The sequence below is a fragment of the Anabaena sp. WFMT genome, from assembly GCF_051781005.1.
Taxonomy (GTDB): Bacteria; Cyanobacteriota; Cyanobacteriia; order Cyanobacteriales; family Nostocaceae; genus Anabaena.
Window position 1 is genome coordinate 552,645 of sequence record NZ_JBPWOA010000002.1, and the last position, 23,460, is coordinate 576,104.

Annotated in this window: 22 protein-coding genes; 18 read left to right on the forward strand and 4 right to left on the reverse strand. The window is 37.7% G+C overall.

Translation table 11 applies throughout. The features are described from left to right. Positions 1-12 precede the first annotated feature (12 nt). From ACSQ6I_RS02715 to ACSQ6I_RS02775, 13 genes are all read left to right on the forward strand, one after another. Positions 13-975, forward strand: a complete 963-nt coding sequence (locus ACSQ6I_RS02715; protein ID WP_438888748.1) for a TRAFAC clade GTPase domain-containing protein — start codon at positions 13-15, stop codon at positions 973-975. A 9-nt stretch (positions 976-984) separates the two neighbouring features. After that, on the forward strand, positions 985-1,770 hold the full coding sequence (locus ACSQ6I_RS02720; RefSeq protein WP_438888750.1) for a hypothetical protein: 786 nt from the start codon (positions 985-987) through the stop codon (positions 1,768-1,770). Between the two features lie 42 nt (positions 1,771-1,812). Next, complete coding sequence (locus ACSQ6I_RS02725; RefSeq protein WP_438888751.1) at positions 1,813-2,433, forward strand: tetratricopeptide repeat protein; 621 nt, start codon at positions 1,813-1,815, stop codon at positions 2,431-2,433. 912 nt (positions 2,434-3,345) lie between these two features. Further along, on the forward strand, positions 3,346-4,329 hold the full coding sequence (locus ACSQ6I_RS02730) for a sucrase ferredoxin (protein WP_438888752.1): 984 nt from the start codon (positions 3,346-3,348) through the stop codon (positions 4,327-4,329). Between the two features lie 714 nt (positions 4,330-5,043). Continuing rightward, positions 5,044-5,433, forward strand: a complete 390-nt coding sequence (locus ACSQ6I_RS02735; RefSeq protein ID WP_438888754.1) for a DUF2267 domain-containing protein — start codon at positions 5,044-5,046, stop codon at positions 5,431-5,433. Positions 5,434-5,482: 49 nt separating this feature from the next. After that, positions 5,483-6,589: a DJ-1/PfpI/YhbO family deglycase/protease gene (locus ACSQ6I_RS02740; protein WP_438888755.1), complete on the forward strand. Its 1,107-nt coding sequence runs from the start codon at positions 5,483-5,485 to the stop codon at positions 6,587-6,589. A gap of 67 nt (positions 6,590-6,656) precedes the next feature. Then, positions 6,657-7,052, forward strand: coding sequence for a hypothetical protein (locus tag ACSQ6I_RS02745; protein ID WP_438888756.1), 396 nt, complete (start codon positions 6,657-6,659; stop codon positions 7,050-7,052). 59 nt (positions 7,053-7,111) lie between these two features. Then, entirely contained in the window at positions 7,112-7,453 is a 342-nt protein-coding gene (locus tag ACSQ6I_RS02750; RefSeq protein WP_438888757.1) for a cupin domain-containing protein, read from the forward strand. Positions 7,454-7,713: 260 nt separating this feature from the next. Next, positions 7,714-8,154: an urease accessory protein UreE gene (ureE, locus tag ACSQ6I_RS02755; RefSeq protein ID WP_438888758.1), complete on the forward strand. Its 441-nt coding sequence runs from the start codon at positions 7,714-7,716 to the stop codon at positions 8,152-8,154. Next, on the forward strand, positions 8,135-8,818 hold the full coding sequence (locus ACSQ6I_RS02760) for an urease accessory protein UreF (protein WP_438888759.1): 684 nt from the start codon (positions 8,135-8,137) through the stop codon (positions 8,816-8,818). Before ureE ends, ACSQ6I_RS02760 begins: the two co-directional genes overlap by 20 nt. 38 nt (positions 8,819-8,856) lie before the next feature. Then, entirely contained in the window at positions 8,857-9,453 is a 597-nt protein-coding gene (ureG, locus tag ACSQ6I_RS02765) for an urease accessory protein UreG (RefSeq protein ID WP_438888760.1), read from the forward strand. A 45-nt stretch (positions 9,454-9,498) separates the two neighbouring features. Then, positions 9,499-10,269, forward strand: coding sequence for a lipase family protein (locus ACSQ6I_RS02770; protein ID WP_438888761.1), 771 nt, complete (start codon positions 9,499-9,501; stop codon positions 10,267-10,269). 50 nt (positions 10,270-10,319) lie between these two features. After that, positions 10,320-11,282: an acetamidase/formamidase family protein gene (locus ACSQ6I_RS02775; RefSeq protein ID WP_438888762.1), complete on the forward strand. Its 963-nt coding sequence runs from the start codon at positions 10,320-10,322 to the stop codon at positions 11,280-11,282. Position 11,283: 1 nt separating this feature from the next. Here the strand turns inward: ACSQ6I_RS02775 and ACSQ6I_RS02780 are convergent, their stop codons facing one another. Further along, positions 11,284-12,447 carry an NAD(P)/FAD-dependent oxidoreductase gene (locus ACSQ6I_RS02780; protein WP_438888764.1) on the reverse strand — a complete coding sequence of 388 codons (1,164 nt, stop codon included), beginning with the start codon at positions 12,445-12,447 and terminating at the stop codon, positions 11,284-11,286. 41 nt (positions 12,448-12,488) lie between these two features. Here ACSQ6I_RS02780 and ACSQ6I_RS02785 point away from each other — a divergent pair, with 41 nt between their 5' ends. Then, positions 12,489-12,995: a GNAT family N-acetyltransferase gene (locus tag ACSQ6I_RS02785; RefSeq protein WP_438888765.1), complete on the forward strand. Its 507-nt coding sequence runs from the start codon at positions 12,489-12,491 to the stop codon at positions 12,993-12,995. Between the two features lie 57 nt (positions 12,996-13,052). On the opposite strand, the gene petA is transcribed toward ACSQ6I_RS02785, so the two are convergent. Further along, positions 13,053-14,054 carry a cytochrome f gene (gene petA / locus ACSQ6I_RS02790; RefSeq protein WP_015213003.1) on the reverse strand — a complete coding sequence of 334 codons (1,002 nt, stop codon included), beginning with the start codon at positions 14,052-14,054 and terminating at the stop codon, positions 13,053-13,055. Between the two features lie 184 nt (positions 14,055-14,238). Then, entirely contained in the window at positions 14,239-14,778 is a 540-nt protein-coding gene (gene petC / locus ACSQ6I_RS02795) for a cytochrome b6-f complex iron-sulfur subunit (RefSeq protein WP_015213004.1), read from the reverse strand. 318 nt (positions 14,779-15,096) lie between these two features. Here petC and ACSQ6I_RS02800 point away from each other — a divergent pair, with 318 nt between their 5' ends. Further along, complete coding sequence (locus tag ACSQ6I_RS02800) at positions 15,097-15,405, forward strand: DUF3067 family protein (protein ID WP_042465660.1); 309 nt, start codon at positions 15,097-15,099, stop codon at positions 15,403-15,405. A gap of 96 nt (positions 15,406-15,501) precedes the next feature. On the opposite strand, the gene tatC is transcribed toward ACSQ6I_RS02800, so the two are convergent. Continuing rightward, positions 15,502-16,296 carry a twin-arginine translocase subunit TatC gene (tatC, locus tag ACSQ6I_RS02805; protein ID WP_438888996.1) on the reverse strand — a complete coding sequence of 265 codons (795 nt, stop codon included), beginning with the start codon at positions 16,294-16,296 and terminating at the stop codon, positions 15,502-15,504. A 298-nt stretch (positions 16,297-16,594) separates the two neighbouring features. Here tatC and ACSQ6I_RS02810 point away from each other — a divergent pair, with 298 nt between their 5' ends. The 3 genes from ACSQ6I_RS02810 (at position 16,595) to ACSQ6I_RS02820 (ending at position 23,457) form a co-directional block, all read left to right on the forward strand. Continuing rightward, complete coding sequence (locus ACSQ6I_RS02810; RefSeq protein WP_438888767.1) at positions 16,595-16,807, forward strand: hypothetical protein; 213 nt, start codon at positions 16,595-16,597, stop codon at positions 16,805-16,807. Positions 16,808-16,990: 183 nt separating this feature from the next. Beyond that, positions 16,991-18,325, forward strand: coding sequence for a P-loop NTPase fold protein (locus ACSQ6I_RS02815; protein WP_438888769.1), 1,335 nt, complete (start codon positions 16,991-16,993; stop codon positions 18,323-18,325). Beyond that, the gene (locus tag ACSQ6I_RS02820; protein ID WP_438888770.1) at positions 18,301-23,457 is read left to right on the forward strand and encodes an nSTAND1 domain-containing NTPase; all 5,157 of its coding nucleotides are present in this window, start codon (positions 18,301-18,303) and stop codon (positions 23,455-23,457) included. Before ACSQ6I_RS02815 ends, ACSQ6I_RS02820 begins: the two co-directional genes overlap by 25 nt. The last annotated feature ends 3 nt before the right edge of the window (positions 23,458-23,460 follow it).

A 23,460-nucleotide genomic window follows, 5' to 3' on the forward strand; every position in this document is an offset into this window, starting at 1 on the left:
TAAAAATTTTAAATGCACGAACTAAAAATCACCATGCTTGGACCCAGTGGCGTTGGTAAAACAAGTCTTTTAACTGCCATGTATGAGCAGTTTGAAAGCAATATCGGTAAAACTAATCTCCAACTCACACCTGATTTAGATAGTTCAGCACTTTTGCAAGAACGTCTAGCAGAACTGAAAAATCTTCCTGACAATTTTGAAACTAAAGGATGGATGCAGAATACTGAAGATTACAAGTCCTTCTTTTTTGAACTTGGTAAAAAAGGTGCTAAACCTTCCTTAACACTCAACTTTCAAGACTATCCTGGTGAATACCACGGTTCAAAAAGTCCCCGTGAAGAAAAGGAACGCATTGAAAATTTTGTCAATGAATCTGCGGCTGTAATTATTGCTATTGATACCCCAGCTTTGATGGAAAAAAATGGTCAATGGCATGATTCAATTAACAAACCACAGATGATCACAAATATATTTCAAAGAGCCTATAGAGAACTTGATTCACCAAGATTAGTCATATTGGCTCCTGTGAGATGTGAAAAATATTTACAGAATGAGCAAAGTATTTCTGAACTAATGAATCAAGTAAAAATTGGATATACAAAATTACTTGAAGATTTTAAAACCGAAGCACTACTTTCTAAAGTAGCTGTAATTGTCACACCTGTACAAACAGTAGGTAGCGTACATTTTTCTCGCATAGAAATGAATGGTAATAATCCATTATTTATATTTCGTAAAACTTCTCATGATGCTAAATATAATCCTAAAGATAGTGAACAACCTCTGAGATATCTTTTGCGGTTTTTGCTCAAACTCCATATTGATAAAAAACATTGGAGCTTATTCAATTTTATCCGCGAGTGGGTTGGTTTAGATAATCATCTCAAAGATGCTGTGCGTGAATTTGCTAAGGGATGCAAAGCTAATAATGGCTTCGTGGTTTTACAAGGTGACAATCTGCTAAATATTGATTAGGAATTTGATATGGAGATTTACATACGCAGTCGAGGATTTTCTCAAGAAGAAGGCTACGCTTGGATACCGGAACTACCTGAAATTATCAGAAAAAATCAGGTTTATGAATTGATTCAAAGTGAAGTTTTTTCTCTTTTTATTGGGCGATATGGTAGCCATTTATTACTACTAATTACTGGACTTGATGCAAGTGAAAGAGTAGATTTTCGTGACCGCAAAATCCGTAACTCTGTAGCTTGGATAGGTGAAGATTCAGAAGAAAATGAACAAAAAATTAGAGCTATTGCTGCTGCTGCTTTACGAGATGAACTAAGAGAAACCTTAAGAACAGAAATAGACCAAGCTGTGATTTTTGATCATGATCATGGATTTAAAATTGAAGCAGATATTAGCAAATTATCTGTAGAGGAAGTTATCAATATTCGTGATTTTTCTGCCAATACCAATCATAAAATAGGTAAAAATTGCAAAAAATTAAGAGATGAACTAGCTTTTGAATTTGAAGAAAAAACTTTACCCAAAGGAATTGGTTTCAATAACATACCTTTAGTAATTGTGACAGGGATTCAAAATCAAGAAACACTAATTCGGGCTGGAGTTTGGCGGGGTTTATCAAGTAGTTTACGATTGGAGGTATGGGAAGAGTATAAAAAAAGCCCCAATTCTTTGGAAACGCAGCCAGAAAATAAACAGAAAATTCAAAAAAACAACAACTTAATATTCATGATCATTTTTATTGTTTTAATTTCTGCTTTTATCATTGCTTTTTTGTTCTTACAACCACAGCTAAAATAATCTAGCTAATCTACCCAAGGATTACTCTCAGTAAGCAAAATCATGTTTTTTAACAATTCCCTAGAGCATCAACTCCAACGCTGGAATGAAATAATTCATGGTCAGCCAAACAACCCTAATGCTTACATTCAGCGAGGAATGTTTTACTTTAAACTTGGGAAAATTGAAGAATCTATTCAAGACTTTGATACCGCAGAAAAATTAGATTCTAAAATTACACCCTATCTGTGGCAACGTGGTTTATCTTATTATTACGTAGAAAGATTTGCTGATGGTGCAAAACAGTTTGAAATAGATTTAACTGTCAATGCTCAAGATGTGGAAGAAACAGTTTGGCGATATCTTTGTATAGCGCGTTATTTAGGTGTATCTGAAGCGCGTAATTCTCTGTTAACTGTAAAAAATGACCCCAGAAAGATTATGCAGAGTGTGTATGATTTCTTTGCGGGAAACTGCACACCAGATGATGTTTTAAATGTAGGTAAATTGCAAGGAATTAAAGGAAATTTTTATAGTCATCTTTATCTAGGGTTATATTACGAAACCGAAAATAATTTTGAATTAGCACAAGAATATATAGTTAAAGCGGCTGATACATATAAAATTGATGATTATATGTGGTATTTAGCACAGGTACATAAAAAAGTGAGACAATGGCCTTGATGATAATAGGACTTACGTATTAGACAAGAGTGTGAAAATTAAATGTGCGTTTCTTAGAAGTTTAAAAATATCTAAGTAGTATTTGTAGGGTACGTTAGGATGGAAGACTGTAACATACATAGAAGTTTGGGTAAGAAGTTTGGGTAGTGTATTTTACTACAATTTAGCGCAGTCATGGAAACAGGTCTATATACACTCTACGTATTTTTCAAATATCAAATATTAGTCTTAGATAACTCCACAAAAAGAAATACCCAATGTCATTCTGTTCACGAAGTATGGCTAAAGCCGCGCTTCGCGAACGCTACACTCAGCATGACAAGACAGGATCATTTATTTTGTGGCTTACTCTTATAGTTATACTGAAGATACGACTAGACAAACTACCGAAATGTTTAACCCTACGGTAAATTAGCACTGCAAAAGGTGCTTTATCGCCCTTGCTGCTACTACTTGATACTAGTTTAAAATCGCCTAGTTTGAGTACATAAGTTTTACCCCTAATTAATAAAAGTATCTTAATCATTGGGTAAAGTGTAAAGTTAAACTTCTCAAATGTACCCTAACACTAATTTTTTTCACTCCCACTCCAGTAGGGTTTTATTTATCCACTAAAGACGTAAAATCTAACTTTCTGTAAGCCCATGTTTTGATAGGTGAAATTTCATGAACTGCTAAACGAACTTAGATACACAATTAACTTGACTGTTACGGAAATATTTTGCATAGGGAGGCTTATTTCTAGAAATGGAGGATTTATTAACCGGAAGGACTTCAAAAAATCAGAAATTTATAAAGTGGCTACCTGTTTTTAGTTGATAAATCTAAGAAAACATCAGGACTGGTAGCTAAAAACACAATTTTACTTTTTCATTACCTTTGTCTATAAAATCAATTCTTGAGTACATTTATATGAATACGATGTTTTGCTCTGACTATTCGCGGCAAATAGGAGAAGATATTATTGGTAGCGCCACTAACTACCAAACTTACATTTTAGTGGAATGTCCTCAACCGTGGATATCAGAAGCATTTAAATCCAAATGGGTTCCAGATAATTTGCGGGTTTTGGTAGAAGAAGTAAAACGCAGTAAGCTATCAATTCAGTTTCTTTTAATTGCTAATGATCAATCACATAAAGTAGAAGAAACAACTTTATTAATTTATAAAAAACAAGAAGGTTTAATCCATGGATACTGTAAGCAAGAGTTTAAGTTACCAAATATTGAACAAGTAGCTGGAGTTATAAATAAATGGTTGTTAGATGAAAATCTAGATTATCAAGTAGAAAATGGTATAAATCGAGATATTTTAGTATGTACACATGGCAGTCATGATCAGTGTTGTGCTAGATATGGAAATCCTTTTTACTATTATGCTAAAAATACAATTTCTGATTTGCATTTTGATAATGTGCGGATTTGGAAATCAAGCCATTTTGGGGGACATCGCTTTGCTCCCACAGCTATAGAATTGGCAGAAGGAAGATATTATGGTGTGCTTGATCATGATTCTTTCAAATCCATTCTAACTCGTACCGGTGATATTAAATTTTTGAATAAGGTTTATCGTGGCTGGGGAATTTTGCCGTCTGCATTACAGATTTTGGAAAGAGAAATAATTCTTCATCAAGGATGGGATTGGTTTAACTATAAAGTAGCAGGTAAGATATTAGAGAAAAGTTTAGATAATAATACAATGTTGGCAGAGCTAACTTTTGAAAAACCGTCTGGTTCTCTCTACACATACCAGGCTAAACTTGTGAAAGATCCAGTCAAAACTCAAGCAGTAAAAAGTTCTTGTCATGCTACACAAGAATCAGTGGTTGTTAAATATGCTGTAGCTAATCTTTATCTAACTGATAGGGAAATGCTTACTTGTGCAAATAACTACTAACTGACACCTGAACACAAAGATAGGACTTACGCACTCAGCCAAGTTGAGAACGGTAGAATAGGCGTTTCAACTTCTGGAGAGATTCTTCGCTGCGCTCAGAATGACAGTTTTCCGTTTCAGTGCGTGAGTCCTGAAAGAATGTAGAGATGTTGTCTACAATGTCTCTACAAGAGTTATGGAAGACACATATTTAAATTCGATGTCTCTACTACCTTTGATTTTAGTAGGGTGCGTCAGACCTATAAATTGGTTAGTATCCAAATACTGTTCGGTTAACAAAAATTACCACGCAAAGAACCTATTGTATAAAACCAACAAAAAATTGAAAATGTTGGGTTTCGTGCCTCAACCCAACCTACGTATTTTCGTTTGTTAGCCTTAAACGAACAGTATTGGGTTAGTATCAACAGATTTTCGACATCTGATGCACTCTACAATCTTACATTAAGTGTGACACGCAGCTTTAGATAGATAGAGCTTTTCAAGTAAAAAACTAGTAATCTCATATAAATATATCTATATCCAGATATATAACTTTAGTCATAAAAAAATCTATCCCCTGAGAACGAAGTGAATCAAGTTATTAAAGCTTAAACTGATAAGTGTGAATTTGAAGTGTTCTATATACAATATATAGTTTTTCATTACATTTTAATAAATTCATAAACCTAAAAATAATAATTTTGTAATTCTTTTTAACAGGGGGAATATCTAATGGAATACACAGAGTTTATTACCCATGTTCAAAGTCTAGCTCAATCAAATTCCCGTGAGGAAGCTGAACGAGCTACTCATGCCACATTAGGAACTATTAAGGAACTTATTCCTAATTATGAAGCTCAAGAAATAGCGGCACAACTACCAGAAGAATTAGGTAAATCTTTGTCTGGAAGAGAAACTGAACCTACTCAATCTTTTCATCTACAAGAGTTTATTGAGCGTGCAAGTCAAAAGGAAAATATAGAACCTACTACAGCCGCAATTCATGTTAGGGCTGTTTTTGCAGTTTTGCAAAATGCCATTACACCAGATAAATTTAGAAAATTTCACACTTATTTTTCACATGATTACGAAGAATTATTTGCTGCATCATCAACAAGTTAAATTGATTCATCAATAGTTTGATTTAGTCAGTTGAATTTAGGAGAAAAATATGACACAAATTCATCAAAATAATCATTATTCTGGCAAAAATAAAATAGCTATCCTCATTGAACAAGGAGTAGAGGATGTAGAATTTATCGTTCCTTGTAATGGGTTAAAACAAGCCGGAATGGAGGTGGTAGTTATTGGTTCACGGATGAATGAAAAATATAAGGGTAAACGAGGTAAATTAAGCGTACAGGCTGAAGCAACGACAGCAGAAGCTTTGGCTGAAGAGTTTGCTGCGGTGGTAATTCCTGGTGGTATGGCTCCTGATAAAATGCGGCGCAATTGTAATACAGTTTGCTTTGTCAGAGATGCGATGAATCAAGGTAAATTGGTGGCTGCAATTTGTCACGGTCCACAAGTTTTAATTGAAGGTGATTTGCTCAAAGGTAAACAAGCAACGGGATTCACTGCTATTCGCAAAGATATCAGCAATGCTGGAGCAACTTATCTAGATGAACCGGTAGTCGTGGATGGAAATTTAATTACATCTCGTGAACCTGGAGACTTAGCAATTTTCACAACAGCCCTTTTAAACCGTTTAGGTTATGGTGGTAAAGATGTAGAATTGCCTGATGTAAACGACACAAGCGCTGAATGGTGGAAATTAGCTGATGCTTGGGGTGGTTCAACTAAGAATGAAATTATAAAAGGTTTAAATACTGCTTTAGCTGGTGAACGTTATTCATTAGAAGCTTTAGAAAACTATGTAGAAAAAGAATCTAATCAAGAAATCAAAGTGCTGTTTCAAGAAATGATAACTAATAAACAGCATCACATTGAAAAACTAGAAATTTATCTTCAACGCTTGCATGAAAAACCATCTTTGGCGGCAAATGTTGCCAATCAATATGCCAAAGTAAAAGCAGCTTTGACAGGGAGTGATGATATCTATCAACTTCGTTGTGCATTGGGTGATATCCAAACAGGCATTGGTGATATGAGCAATTTGTCTGCAATGTATACTGACCCTGTAGCAACGGCAATTTTCAAAGAAATACAAAATGATTTAGGAAAATATGAACAACGATTAATAGAGCGTTATCAAGCGAGGTTAGTGACTGCTATCAAGCCTCCTAAACCAACTACTGGGGCTGCTGTGACGATGTAGAATTTTCGTTTTTTCAACGAAATACTTCAAAGTTATTTCTCAAACTATAATTTCTGGAAGGATGTTTATGAACAAGTTTTTTAAGAATCTAAAACGTGTTAATTTACGTCCAATTTTGGTAATATTTTTTGTAATATTAACCTTTTTTGGACTCCAATCTTTTGGACATAGTCATACTATGTTAGTAGCACAAGCGGATACTGTGAAAACGCCGGAAGGTGTTTATTACAAAGGTACTCCAGATGCATCAGAAATAAGGAATGATCAAAAAAGACTCAAAGATACTGGTGATAATATTAAAGAAAGACTCAATCTTGATGAACCAATTCCTGAATCTACAAGAGAGTTTTTAAACGATGTACAAACAAATGTTGAAAAATCTGTAGAGCCAATTACTGGAACTCGACATGGATATTACCAAGAGAATATACCACCAGAAAGAATATTAAGAGACAAGATGTAACTAATAAATCTGTTTTGTGCTTTATATTCATGCCAACGCTTTTTGTAGCCTAGATTATTATGAGTGACACCAGTGTTAAAAAAGTAGATTCTGCCTATTCCCCAAAAGGTCAACTTGGTCAAAAGTATCTTGCATCTGGTAAAACTGTTTCTATGCGGCTATGGGAAAATGAGGAACCAGGTGAGGAAAAACAGCCAACTCAGCGAGAATATGAGACAGTTGGTTATGTAATTAATGGTCAAGCAGAATTGGATATTGCAGGACAAACCATTTTGCTAGAAAGAGGAAGTTCTTGGGTTGTACCAAAGGGAGCAATTCATTCTTATAGAATTCTGCAACCATTTACAGCGGTGGAAGCAACTAGTCCTCCGGCTCAAGTTCACTCCAGAGATGAAAATTAAACTTTTTAAATACCAAATTTTTAACCCCATTTCCTTATAGGTAATGGGGTTATTTATAGGTTAGGAAACACCAGAAAATAAATTATCCAATATTGTGGGATAGGTTTCTAGCCCGTCCGCTTTAAGGGCAGGCAAGATGCCTACCCCACAAGAATTAATTGAATATTTTTTTATTTAGAAGCCCCTTATTTATATAAAAATAGTTTTTTTGGACAAGAAAGCCTTAAAATCCAACATATGTATTGATGATTTACTGAATTATGCTGACGTTGACGCAACGTAAGCCACCTGACTCTAACGCTGTAGTTACGCTCACTCTGGCACTCACCGCAGAAGAACGCACCCGCAGCCGTCATCGGTTTACATTGGATGATGGGAAGGTGGTATTTTTACATTTACCAAGGGGGACGGTTTTACATAATGGCGATCTTTTGGCTGATGAAAGGCAAGATAATTTAATCAGAATTATTGCTAAATCTGAGCCTGTTTTGACAGTGTTTGCAAAAACGCCTTTGCTATTATTAAGGGCGGCTTATCATTTGGGAAATCGTCATGTATCTTTGGAAATTACTCCGAGTTATTTGCGCTTGTCTCCAGACCCAATTTTATACGCGATGTTGGCACAATTGGGGTTAGAAATTAAGGAGGAAGTTGTACCTTTTCAGCCAGAATTAGGAGCTTATGGACATTCTCACTCATAGGAGTTTTTTATCTATTTTGCAATTGGCTAGTCCAGCTTTACCAGTGGGAGCGTATAGTTATTCGGAAGGTTTAGAAGTGTTGGTAGAAAATTCGACTATTACTAATGTAGAACATCTAAAACATTGGTTGGAAGCTGAGTTGATTTATGGATCAATTCGCCTTGATGGAGCGGTGATGGTAAGAGCTTTAGAAGCTGCGAGAGTTGATGATTTAGAAGCTTTATGCCGCTGGAATTTGTGGTTATCAGCATTGAGGGATGCGGAAGAATTACGTGCTTCTAGCTGGCAAATGGGGCGATCGCTCTTGCAGTTATTAGGTAAGCTGGAACCAGAGGTTTTACCGTTGGCTACTACTGTGGGTTATCCTTGCAATTATGCGATCGCTTTTGGTATCGCTTCGGCTCACTGGCAAATTAGCCCCCAAACTGCATTATTGACATATCTGCATAGTTGGGCAAATAATTTAATTACTGCGGGAATCAAACTTATTCCCCTCGGTCAAACTGCTGGGCAAAAATTGTTATTGGGGTTACAAGACGTATTAAGTACTACAATGGTGGAAATTCTCGCTTTGGAGGATGATGACCTAGCTTGTTGTAGTTGGGGTTTATCTCTGGCTAGTATGCAGCATGAAACCCAGTATACAAGATTGTTTAGGAGTTGAGCGACTGATGACCAATCACCAATGATGAATGACTAACTATGAGTACGTTTCGAGTTGGGGTAGCAGGGCCTGTGGGTTCGGGAAAAACGGCTTTAGTCGATGCTTTGTGTAAAGCACTACGACAGCAGTATAACTTGGCAGTTGTCACAAATGATATATATACTCAAGAAGACGCTCAGTTTTTAGTCCGTTCTCAGGCGTTGGAGAGCGATCGCATTTTGGGAGTAGAAACAGGAGGTTGTCCCCACACCGCTATCCGTGAAGACGCTTCCATGAATTTAGCTGCAATTGAACAACTAGAAGAAAAATTTACAGACTTAGATTTAGTCTTTTTAGAAAGTGGTGGTGATAACTTAGCTGCTACCTTTAGCCCTGAATTAGTAGACTTAACCATATATGTAATTGATGTTGCCGCAGGTGATAAAATTCCCCGCAAAGGTGGACCCGGTATAACTAAATCCGACTTATTAGTCATTAATAAAACTGACCTTGCACCCTATGTTGGCGCTGATTTAAACGTCATGCAAAGAGATGCAAAAACAATGCGCGGCGAAAAACCCTTCATTTTCTCCAACTTAAAAACCAAAGCCGGTTTAGCAGAGATAATTCAATTTGTGACCACGCAAATTTGCTAAATTTTTATTTCCCAATATCCAGTTCTATAACTAGAGGACACAGTTATGAAGGTTGATTATTCTAAAGCATTGAAATTAGCAATTTGCTGCAAGGAAAGTTATCAAAACTTTTCTAATATTAAATTTAGTGGCTGGAATGAAAAACCATTTTTAATTGACCAAAAAGATACTGATACCCAACTCGCTATCCTCACAGATACATCAGGAATTACTATTGTGTTTCCTGGGAGTAATTCATCTTTTGATTGGAGAACAAACCTTGAAACTAGTCAGGAACGGACAAAGTTTGACAAGCAAATAATTCAGTCGGAAATTGTTGATCAAAATGATAAAATTTATCCTTATCCAACAGAAAATAGTTCGGGATCTTTGATGCACAGTGGCTTTATCAAGGCTTACTTTTCCGTCAGAAACCAGATTCATGAATATATCAAAAATAATAATATTTCTTATGTCACCGTATCTGGACACAGTTTAGGTGGAGCATTAGCAACATTATGTGTTGTAGATGTTCAATACAACTTTGCTAATCAATTAGCATCCATAGAATCCTTTACTTTTGGAGCGCCAAAAGTTGGTAATAAGGGATTTCAAGAATCATATAATCAAAGAGTTCCCAACAGCTATCAATTTGTAAATGGTATGGATATAGTACCAGAATTACCAAGATGGTGGCAGGGATATCGCCATATAGATCAAGAATTGCGGATAGGTTCAAGATTCAGTTTAAACTTTATTTCCGCACGATTTCAAGATCATGCTATCAGCAATTATATTAGTAACTTCAAAGAAATATTAAGCCGTTCAGGGAATTAAAAGACGCTGCAATCAATAGCCCTGAATCTACTCAATTCACCCACCAAAACATGACTCACCACATTTTAAAAGCTACCAAAGAAACTGTACATCTAGGTGGCTTTTCCCATTTATTAAAACCAGCATTAGTAGTTAATTCTCATGACACCATAGACGTAGAAACTTATACTGGTTATTATGTTTATGACAAAGCCCCACAAGAATTTTTGACACCGGAATTTATTGATATCTGCAAAAATTTACCTCCCGAACGCAAAATAGCAGGTGGGCCGCATTTACTCACAGGGCCAATTTACATCCGAGATGCTGAACCAGGAGATGTTTTAGAAATACAATTAGAAGCTATTTCACCCCGTTTACCCGTTGGCTTTAATGCTATTCGTACAGGTTGGGGAGCATTACCACAACAATTTCCTCACCCAACATTAAAATTTATTCCCCTTGATTTAGAAAATAATTTTGCAGAATTTCCTCTAGGATCAAATATCAAAATTCCCCTCACACCATTTTTTGGAATTTTGGGAGTTGCTACCCCAGAAAACTCCCGTAATTCTATACCACCAGGTGCTTATGGAGGGAACATTGACAACCGTCAATTACAAGCAGGTTCGCGGCTATTTTTACCCATATATCTTCCAGGTGCATTATTTTCTATTGGTGATGGACATTCTGCACAGGGAGATGGTGAAGTGAATGTGACTGCTATCGAAACTTCTATGAATGGCAGAATTAAACTCAAATTGCGTAAAGATTTGCAACTGACAATACCAATTGCCGAAACTCCTACAGATTTTATCACAATGGGTTTCGCACCAACCTTAGATGATGCTTTAGAATTGGCTTTAAAAAATATGATATATTTTCTGGAACGCTTCACCAACTTATCACCAGAAGATGCTTATATTTTATGTAGTTTAGCTGTTAATTTCCATATCACCCAAGTAGTGAATAGTCCTCACAAAGGTGTACATGGAATGTTATCTAAATCAATTTTTCCGAAGATAATATTATAGATTAGTTCAAATTAGTTCTAGCTGGAGACATCTGGCTAATAATTTCATCTTTCTGACCAGATACAAATTTAGCAAAGCGTGCTGCTAATGGTGGAACGAAAACAAAAGGACTACTAAAACCAGAGAAAATATGAATGTTTTCAAATTCGGGAATCTTCCCAATTAATGGGAATTTATCTTTGGTAAATGCCACTAAACAATGATGCCAAGTTCCTGGTAACTTTCCTAAAGTTGGTAATATATTATTGATACTTGTTCGTAACCATTTTTCACTAGATTCTGAGTTAATTGAAGCATAGGGATTTGTAAGAATACGGCTAATTTGACCTAAACGCAAACTACCATCAAGAAACTGCACAGCACCTGCATCTAAAATTGGTGCTACTGGTTTGTGTTCAGATTCATCCCATAATTTATCAACTTGAGTTGCTTCAATTTCTAATTGCAAGCGTTGTAGGTTAGCTGGTGTAACCAGGGTGTGTAAACGCAAATCTACAGGTGGGGTTTCAATTATTTCTGCATGAGAAAAATACATTTTTATATGAATACCTGCTAATTTTAGTAATTGTCGGCTGAGTCCACCCGCACAAATTGCTATATTGGCACTGTGGAAAGTTGCTGTGGTTGTTTTTACGCCTTTTAAGCCTTGATTAAGTTCTAATACTTGGGTAAACTGCAATTCTCCCCCTAGTCGCAGCATGGCTTGAATATATGCTTGTGCTGTTTTATTTGGGTGGATATGACCATGTTTAATAGTCAAAGCACCGGATATTGCATTTCTATTTAGCAGTGGTTCTAATTCACAAGCTTCTTGAATACTTAATAAACTCGGTGGAATGGCAAGATGAGAGTAGGATGCAGATGTTATCTTTGGGTCGCTATTAGTGGGGATAGTTAGCAATAAATCTAATTCACGAAATTGGATATCAGCATCTAATTCTTGGGATAGAATACGGTAACGAGCCATACTTTCTTGACTTAATTGTTGTGTAATTGGTGTTGTCCCTGCCCAATAGGAAATTCCACCATAACTATAGCGAGTAGCATTTTGTGGTGTGGTATATTGTTCTAGCAACAGTACAGAAAATCCAGTTTTTGCTAATTCATAAGCAAGTGCAGCACCTGTGATGCCCGCACCAATAATAATCCAGTCGTAAGTTTTCATGATTGTTTGAATCTAAATATTTTGAAAATTGGAACTGTAAGATGAAAATTCGTGGTGAAACTTTGCTAGATTATCCTACAATAGCTGAAGTCAATACTCTCGGTTTTAAAGGTGAAAATGAAGCGCGACTGATTGAGAAAATTCGTATTTCTGACCGCTACATTCCAGAGTTATCATTAGTAGCAGAAATTGATGGTAGAGTAATTGGTCATATTCTTTATAGCTATATTGATTTGGTCGATGAAGATACATTCCAGGTTCTTGGTTTAGCACCCATAGCAGTTCATCCACAGTTTCACAATCAAGGAATTGGTAGCGCATTAATAAATGCAAGTTTAGAAATAGCAAATACCAGAAAAGAAGCTATAGTTATTGTACTGGGTTATCCTTCTTTCTATACACGCTTTGGGTTTGTTCCATCAGTTGATTATCAGATAGAATCTCCGTTCCCAGTTCCGGATGATGTCTTTATGGTCAAAACATTGCAAAGCTATGATAAAAAATACAAGGGTAAAGTTATTTATCCACCTGCTTTTGATGGATGTTGAGATATAAAAAAAGACAGGCATCTTGCCTGTCTAAAAATGAATTATTTAGCAGAGAATTTAGAAATTCATCTCAGCAGCTTGAACTTTTTCAATCTGCTTTTTCTTTAGTACCAGCATAACTTGTGCCAACATCACTAAACAGACGAAAGCAACCATCCATGCGACTCTGGAACTATCTTGTAAGACAATTTCTGCATCTAGTTGACCGAAACCACCAACGTTGGGGTTGTTGGTCAAAGCATCACCAGATGCAACTGTTTGTCCTTCAGAAACAATTAGATCTGGGCCTGCGGGAACAGTGTCATTAACAACTTCACCAGCTTCAGTTGTGATGCTGATTACATACTTAACATTACCGTCTTCGTCTTCTTCTTTGGCAATCTTGCTAATTGTGCCAGCAGCAGAAGCGTTGTAAATGTTGTTATTGCTCTTTTCACCTGTGGGATATACTTGTCCGCGTCCCCGGTTTCCGCCTACATGAACGGAATATTTGCCAAAGTGGATATTTTTGTCGGTAGCGGGGTTAGGTGACAGAATAGGGAAGACGATTTCTTGATATTGTTCGCCGGGTAAGGGGCCAACAATGACAATATTGTCTTTGTCTTCACCGTAAGGTTGGAAGTAAACATCGCCTACTTCTTCCTTCATTTCTTCAGGAATGCGGTCTTCTGGCGCAATTTTGAAGCCGTCGGGCAACATTAATACAGCACCGACGTTTAAGCCGACTTTAGAACCATCAGCGCCTACTTGCTGTGCGCTGGTATCATAGGGAATTTTGACGATCGCTTTAAATACGGTGTCAGGTAGTACCGATTGGGGTACTTCTACTTCTGTAGGTTTAGCTGCTAGGTGACAGTTAGCGCAAACAATCCGTCCTGTTGGTTCGCGGGGAGTTTCAGGATAGGCTGCTTGCGCCCAGAATGGATAAGCCGCAGCGGTTTGGGGTTGGGCTATATCGCTGGTGAAGAAAAAGGTCACGGTGGCGATCGCTATAAGCAATGCATTTAACATTACTTTAGCAGTACGAGTTAACCTCGCAGGTGTACAGGCGTTTCTCATCTCTATAAAGTCATTACATTAGTCAGTGGTCATTAGTCATCGGTCATTGGTCATTGGTCGTTGGTCATTAGTCAAGAATTGATTCAAAACTCTGGACTTTTGACTTTAGACTAATAGCTCAATACTCAATACTCGGTACTCAATACTCAGTACTCGGTACTCAATACTCGGTACTCAATACTCTCTAAGCCCACCAAGCTGCTTCACCGGTACGGAAGTCGGTTTCTGTCCAAGGTGTCAAAACGATTTTGTCGTCATTAACTGCGGCATGAGCCAGAGCCAAAGACTTGGGTGCAGGCCCCCGAACGACTTTACCAGTAGCATCGTACTGGGAACCGTGACAAGGACATTTAAATTTGTTTTCAGCTACGTTCCAAGGGACAACACAACCTAAGTGGGTACAGATGGCGTTAATCCCATAGTCAGCGATCGCTTCTTTGCTTTCGACCACAATATATGTAGGATCACCTTTGAGTCCTTGAACCAAAGTGCGATCGCCCACATTATGGCTTTCTAGAAATTGACCAACACTAACATCGTTACCTAGTTCGTTTTTGGCAACTGTACCACCACCACCACCACCGCTGGCAGGGGGGATAAAGTAGTTGACAACAGGATACAATGCACCTAGCGCCACTCCGGTCACAGTCCCAAAAGTGAGCAGGTTCATGAATTGACGACGACCCATATCAGGCACGTCTGCTGATTCAGAAAATTGAGCCATAATCTACGCGCTCTTTGTGTAATTTATTAAGCATTTTGACAAGAGTACCAGCACTTGAGCAACCCCTGTCTGAGTCGAAATGCTAACGCCTTCAGCGACACCATACTTCTTTGTTGCAAGACATATCTAGCATCTTTTCTGTTAGCATTACATTTCTTTATATCCTTATCATACTGGAGTTACGGAACTTAACATCATAACTAAATGTAAAATCTAATGGAGAAAACTTTTGATCCCATCAAGGATAGGCTGCGATGTTTCAAATCGAGGAAACACCCTCAGCCTGACTATTCTCAATCCCAAATCCAAATTATAGATATGACAGGACAGGAACTACGACAACTGCTGATTGATAAATGGGGATACTCATATGATGTCCAGTTCCGCAGGACACAGGGGAAGGTATTTCTGCAAGTGATGTGGAAATATGTTGAGCAAGCTTCATTCCCCTTAAGCGAGGCCGAGTACCAAGAACATATCAATGATATTGCTAATTATCTCAATGCCTTGGGGGGAACAATACAAGTGCAAACTTTTATTACACAGACAAAAGAGCGTCCCCGACTGGGTAAAGCAGTGAGTATTCCCCTCGATTTAGGCGATCGCGCTTCTGAATGGATTTTATGACTTTGAATAAAAATCAATTATGCTCATTTGAATATTGAACATATCTGTTGGGGCTGGTAATTGGTAATGGGTAATTGGTAATTGGTAAAATGACTATTATTTTCCTGTAAGTTTAACTAAACCAACACCACCAAAATAAAGACCTAAAACAGCCCCTGCTAAAAGACTTTGAGTGAGAGGATCAGTAGAAGGTGTGAGAACTGCGCCTAAAACCACTGCTCCCATAATTACAAAACGCCAACCAGCCACCATTTTTTCAGAAGAAACAATCCCTAAATTACCTAACAACAATTGAATAATGGGAATTTGAAATGCTAACCCAGTACTGAACAAAAGCAACAGTACAAACTCAAAATATTTTTCAATCGACCACAATTGTTCTACAACATCTGCACCGTAGCTAATAAAAAATTGCAACGCTGCGGGGATAAGTAATAAATAAGCAAATACTAACCCACCCACAAACAACACACTAGACCCTAAAACCACAGGCCCCAACAAACGGCGTTCACGGCGTGTCAGTCCGGGAAGCACAAACTGCATAATTTGGTAAAGAATAAAGGGACTAGCAAGCACCACACCACTGTAACCCGCAACTTTGATAGACACAAAGAAATATTCTCCCGGTGCTAGTTGGAGAAATTTAATTCCATGAGCGGGAACTTCTAGCAACTGAACCAGGGGTTTAACGGCGACAAAACAACCGATAACAGCCACTACAACAACAATTAAAGAATAGAAAATCCGTTGCCGCAATTCCTCAAGATGGTCAAAAAAGGACATTTCGACCTCATCTGGTAACTCATCAAGGGGATTATCGTCAGAGTTTTCGTATCCTTCCATGTCCATGTCAGGAGAATTGAGAGTATCCACATCTGATAAAGGTGTCATAAGTCCATTAATAGCAAACATTCCTTCACTATTTTATCTGCCAGAGCGACCAGCAATGGAGGATTTTAGGGTTTGGGGAATTTTTCCGGTTGTTTAGCGTTGCATCTGCATAAGTAAGTAAGAAGACATTTGTGGGGAATGTCTACTACACACAAGTACGGAACCGTTAATTTGTCAATTACGTCTGGAGTAACTACTACCGCTGTGCTGTGGTATTAACTCTAGTTGGTCAAAATAATGTTTCCGATAACCCAATCATCACTAAGAAAAGAGGTTTGGGATGAAAAGGAAAATTTATATGCGATTGATGATATTGCCAGTATGTCTGTCCAATTCTACTTCAGGTATTGCCAGTAGTAATTTGTCACTCTTCCAGTATATGTTGCCGATGACAATTGCTCAAAATACAATAGTTGCTGATGCTAATTTTCAGCCGGAATTTAAAAAAAATATCCACGCCAGAGATGATCAAACAGAAGATTGTTTAAGATCAGGTATCTGTAAGGATTAATGTTTGTTTAAGACTACTAGCCTAGATGGCGATTACCCATGACCTACACAATTACTTTTTTAAAATTTAATTGTGTTGTTGTGTTACATAAAATTATTTGTCGTCCTATAAAATAATGAGATTAGACGAAAAAGATATAGTTTATTTTTATTCTCCCCGTTCTTGAGTGAAGTAGATTAAATTATGCTCCTAGATTTAGAAAGATTTTATCAGGCTTGTAATCCGAGCAGACCATTAATGATTGAAAATGCTGCGGATCGCCTGTACTATATTGATTTTGCCTCGGTACGGGGAGGTAAGATTATTGAAGCTTTGCTACGAACTATTAGTAAAATTTCTCCGAATACTCCCACCTGTCAACTATTTACCGGACACTTGGGTTGTGGGAAATCTACGGAGTTGTTACGGTTAAAAGCAGAGTTAGAGGAGCAGCAATTTCATGTAGTATATTTTGAATCCACTCGTGTGCTAGAAATGGCAGATGTGGATGTGACTGATATTCTCTTGGCTGTTGCTGGTCAAGTGAGTGAAAGTCTAGAAGCGATGAAAATCAGCCTCAAACCTCGCTACTTTGCTAAATTGTTTACTGAAGTGGTGGATTTTTTGCAAACACCGATAGATTTGGGAGTAGAAGCTGAATTATCGGTGGGAATTGCCAAAATTACTGCTAAAACCAAAGAAAGTCCACAGTTACGACGACGGTTAAGAGACTACCTAGAACCACGCACAGAAAATATTTTACTCTCAATTAATCAAGAATTGCTAGAACGTGCCAATACTGAACTCAAAGCCAAGGGTAAAAAAGGTTTGGTAGTAATTGTTGATAATTTAGATCGAGTATCATCATTCCGACCCATACCATCAGGGAAATCTCTTCCAGAATACTTGTTTATTGAACGAGGTGAGCAGTTACGTAAACTTAATTGTCATCTTGTTTACACTATTCCTTTGTCTTTAACTTTCTCCAACGATAGCGCTGAACTACAACATCGTTTAGGTGGTGGAGTTGCACCAAAAGTCTTACCAATGATACCTGTGTTACTGCGTTCAGGGGAAATTTACAGAGAAGGATTAGAATTAATGCAGCAAATGGTATTAGCTAGAGCCTTTCCTGACATTTTGTCGAGCGATCGCTTAAACTTAATTACAGAGGTGTTTGATAGCCAGGAAACTTTAGACCGTTTGTGTCTAATTAGTGGTGGTCATGTGCGTGACTTATTAGGGCTACTGTTTGACTGTCTGCGAGAACAAGACCCACCATTTGACCGGGAATGTTTGGAATTAGTCATCCAAAGACAAAGAGATTATCGAGCTAACGCTATTGACCCCCATGAGTGGGAACTAATCTTTCAAGTGATGCGCGAGCAAAGAGTCAAAGGTGATACAGAATATCATGCATTATTACGCAGTTTGTTCGTTTTTGAATATCGCGATCGCCAGGGAGCTTGGTTTGGTGTTAACCCAGTCTTAGCAGAAACTCAAAAATTTAAATCATGGTTGAACGAAACACACCAATAGATATCAACAGTGCTAATGATCGTTCCTTACGCAGTTTAGCCAGGGCAATTTCACTTTCTCAAGGTCAATTTTCTGTTGTATTGGTGTGTTGTAACTATGGAATTTTGCGGGATTTAATACTGCAAAGACTGTCAGAAATAGATAGCAGTTTTAATAAAATCCAAAAAGTAGTTTTAACCCAAAATTCCCTCAGCCTATATTCTACTATTCATTTACAGCAACAAATTAATCAACCTACAGCATTAATAGTTTTGGGTTTAGAGTCAGTAGAAGGACTTGATGAACTGCTAATTTCTATTAATCAAATTCGTGATGAATTTCGTAAACGCCACCCGTTCCCAATGGTAATATGGGTTAATGATGAAGTATTACAAAAAGTAGTAAAATTAGCTCCAGATTTTGCTAGTTGGGCAGCAACACCAATTAGATTTGAAATGACTTCTATGGCGCTGCTAGAATTTCTGAAACAAGAAACAAACTCTTTATTTGCTAAAGCTTTACATAGAGATAATACCCAAAACCAGCAAATACAAAAATATGATACTACCATAGAACAAGTATGGATGCGGAGCTATGAACTGCAAATTGCAATTAGAGACTTAGAAAATCGTGGTATTGGGTTGGAAGCCCAATTAAACGCTAGTTTACAATTTGTTTTTGGTTTAGATGATTATGTCAGTGACCGGATAAATTCAGCTTTAAACCATTTTCGACAAAGCTTACTATTTTGGTATCAAAATCAGGACACAGAGGAAAAAGAACAAATTACCAAAGAATGGGAAAAAGGTAGAATTATCGAATGGGATAATCTTTCTCCTTCACCCCAACTTTCTAATTCTTCATCTCCTCATCTTCTCAAACAAGGCGTTTTATTACTTTACATCGGTCTATGTCATTGCCGTCTCACTGAACAAAATCAAACAGCAAGTAACCGCCACTTACAAGCAGCAGAAAATTATTTTCAACAGTGCTTACACACTTTTGAAGTAGCTGGACGTACAGATTTAGTTGCTGAATTTATTGGACAGCTTGCGGATGTTTTGCAAAGTTTACAAGCATGGTCTGAATTACAAATTGTTGCCGAAAAATCTCTAGAATTACACCAAAATTATGGCAGTCAAATTCAACTAGCTAGTGACTATGGTATTTTGTCCCAGGTAGCTGTACAACAGTCACGCTGGATGCAAGCAAGCATTTTAGCACACATAGCATTATTGAAATTAGGGGAAGCTCAAAAGCACCGTCACCTCCAACCTTGTTTATTTCCTTTGCTGTTAGCACAAATTTATTATTTAACTTTAGCCAAAGCACAGCAACAACTAGGTGAGCAAAAAGTAGCCCAGGAATACTTAGACAAGGCAACAACAGAACTACCAGCATCTTTAGAAAACAGTGAACACCAATATGATGCCCATCGTTATATTCGCTTATTGCGGACATTGCGATCGCTCTATTTTGAAGCTGGTTGCTATCTCCAAGCCTATCTAATTAGACAAAAACGCCGTTCCGTTGAACAACAGTATGGTTTTCGCGCCTTTATCGGTGCTGGACGTTTACAACCCCAAAGGAAAGTTACCAACCCCGCTTTGATGTCTGCGTCGGGAAATAGCAGCGTGGCTTTAGAAATAGCCGCTTCCGGTCGGGAAGGTGATATTAATAACTTAATTGGCAGACTTAGCCGTGCTGACTACAAGCTGATAGTAATTCATGGCCCGTCTGGTGTGGGTAAGAGTTCTACCGTCACCGCTGGTTTAATTCCCGCACTGCAAAATCGTGCCATAGGTGATCAAAATGCCATTCCAGTTGTCCTCCAAATTTATACCGATTGGGTGCGAGAATTAGGCAAATCTTTAACAGCAGCAATGCTGCAACATCAAGAAACAAACATTGCACTAGGAATCACCCCTGATTTAGTCCCCCTCAACAGCATTGATGGCATATTACAACAACTGAGAGAAAATGCCGATCATCATCTCATTACAGTTTTAATTTTCGACCAATTTGAAGAATTTTTCTTTGGTCATACTGACCGCTATCAAAAACAAGAATTTGATAGATTTATCAGTGACTGTTTAAATATATCTTTCGTAAAAGTGATTTTATCTTTGCGAGAAGATTATTTACACCGATTACTAGATTTTAAACATCTAGTTTCCCTAGAAGCAATTAATCATAATATTCTCGACAAAAATATTCGCTATCAATTAAATAACTTTTCTCCTGCATACGCCAAAGTAATTATTCATAAATTAACAGAACGTTCCCAACTACATTTAGAACCAGCTTTAATTGATGCTGTAGTCCAAGATTTATCAGCAGAATTGGGAGAAGTCCGCCCCATTGAATTGCAAGTGGTTGGCGCACAACTTCAAGATGAACGCATCACTAGTCTTTCCCAATATCAGCCTTATAGACCAAATAAACTCATTGAAAGATATATCAAAGAATTAATTAAAGAATGTGGCACAGAAAATGAACGGGCTGCTTTAATAGTTTTATATTTATTAACAGATGAAAGTAATCAAAGACCGTTTAAAACCCAGGCAGAATTATCAGCAGAATTATCAGAACTAGAAGATTCTAGCCAATTAGAATTAATTTTATCTATTTTAGTCAGTTCTGGGTTAGTCGTATTATTTCCCGACATTCCCGAACGCTATCAACTTATTCATGATTATTTAGTAGATTTAATTCGCTACCTGCAACAACAAGAATCAAGCTTACAAGCACAACTCAATCAATTACGTTATAAAGTCGAAAATAGTCAACAAGAAATTGAACGTCTTAAAAGTGAACTGAGACAAAAAAAACAGCAAGCTACATTAGTCGATACCCAACGTCAACAAGGAGTAGATTTATTAACAGAACTCCGAGAACTACGCAAGCGAGAAGAATTAAGTCAATTAGAAATTGAACATCTGCGTGGAGAACTCAAAGAAAAAGCATTAATCGCACAACTAGCAGAAAGTCAAGAAAAACAACGACTAAGTGAAGCACGATTAAATCGGACATTAAAAATTGCCCTGACAGCTTCCGTCGTTGCTATATTTGGTTTAACTATTTCTGTAATTACTGCCATAGATAGTGAAATTAAAACTCTCAGTACTTCTAGTGAAGCTTTGTTTGCTTCTCAAAAAGGTCTTGATGCACTCAACGACAGTTTAAAAGCGGGGAAAAAATTGCAACAGACAATCTGGGTAAGTGCTTCTACTAGAGAACAAGTACTAACAGCTTTATACCAAGCGGTTTATGGTGTCAAAGAACGTAACCGCTTAGAAGGTCATTTATCTGGAGTTAATAATGCCACATTTAGCCCGGATAACTCTTTAATTGCTTCAGCTAGTGCAGATTACACAATTAACCTCTGGCTTCCTAATGGTAGTTTTGTCAGAACTTTATCGGGACATGAAGATGTGGTCAATAGTGTTAATTTTAGTCCTGATAGTCAAACTATTATTTCTGCAAGTCAGGACAAAACAGTAAAATTGTGGAACCAAAAAGGTAAGCTATTGAACACTTTAATCGGTCATAAATCTGTAGTGAATAGCTCTAATTTTAGCCCTGATGGTAAATTTATAGCTTCGGCAAGTACAGATAAAACCGTTAAATTATGGAGTGCGGAGGGTAAATTTCTCCAGACTTTGACAGGTCATAATGGTGCAGTTTTGGCTGTAGCTTGGTCACCGGATGGTCAAATCATTGCTTCAGCAAGTGCTGATAAAACTATCAAATTGTGGAGTCGGGAAGGTAAATTTCTCAAAACTTTGATAGGTCATGAAGATGCGGTTAAAAGTCTAGCTTGGTCATCTGATAGTCAAACTCTCGCCTCTGGTAGTTTAGATTTAGACAAAACTATTAAATTGTGGAGTCGGGAAGGAAATTTACTGAAAACTCTCTCAGGTCATACTTCTGGCGTTACCAGTGTTAGTTTTAGCCCTGATGGTCAAACGATCGCATCCGCCAGTACCGACGAAACAGTTAAACTCTGGAGTTTGGATGGAGTATTGCTGGGAACTCTCAGAGGACATAATAATTGGGTGAATAGCGTTAATTTTAGCCCTGATGGTGGTACTTTAATTTCTGCGGGGAGGGATAAAACGATTAAGCTATGGCGTTGGGATGATGTGCTGTTGCGAAATGGCAAGACTGACATTGATTGGGTGACTAGTATCAGTTTTAGTCCTGATGTCCGCATTTTGGCGGCAGCTAGTCGAGATCAAACAGTTAAACTTTGGAGTCAGAATCGTCAATTAATCAGAACATTAACAGGACATCAAGGTTCTGTTTGGGGTGTAGCTTGGTCGCCGGATGGTCAAAATATTGCTTCTGCTAGTAAGGATACGACAGTTAAGCTTTGGAGTCGGGAAGGGTCATTAATTAATACTTTGCGGGGTCATGAAGATACAGTTTTAGCTGTAGCTTGGTCGCCGAATGGTCAAAATATTGCCTCTGCTAGTAAGGATGCTACAGTTAAGCTTTGGAGTCGGGATGGTAAATTGATCACAACCTTGTTGGGTCATGGAAGTGCGGTCAATTGGGTCAGTTTCAGCCCTGATGGTAAGTTGTTAGCGTCAGCGAGTGATGATAATTTAGTCAAAATTTGGAGAAATGATGGTAAATTTCTCTACGATTTAACTGGTCACACCCGGCGGGTAAATGGTGTGGCTTGGTCGCCGGATGGTCAGACTATCGCCTCAGTAAGTATTGATAGTACGGTAAGACTTTGGAATCGGGACGGTAGTTTACTCAGGGTATTGCCAGGTAATGGTGATAGTTTGATCAGTGTCAGTTTTAGTCCTGACGGTAAAACGTTGGCTGTTGGCAGTGATGATAAGATCAGGCTTTGGAGCCGAAACGGAACTCTGCTGATAGCTTTAAAGGGTGAGAAGCAAGAGTTAACTAGTCTGAGTTTTAGTCCTGATGGTAAGACTCTGGCTGCGGGTAGTGGTAATGGAACTGTAATTTTACGCAACTTATCAGATGTGAAGTTAGATGTTTTATTAAAACGTGGCTGTGGATTAATACAAGAATATTTGCAGAATAATCCTAAGGTTATAGAGAGCGATCGCATTCGCGGAGTGTCTACCACAGCAGAAACCCTTAGTAGGAATCGCTCTTTGTGCAGTCGCTAAGAA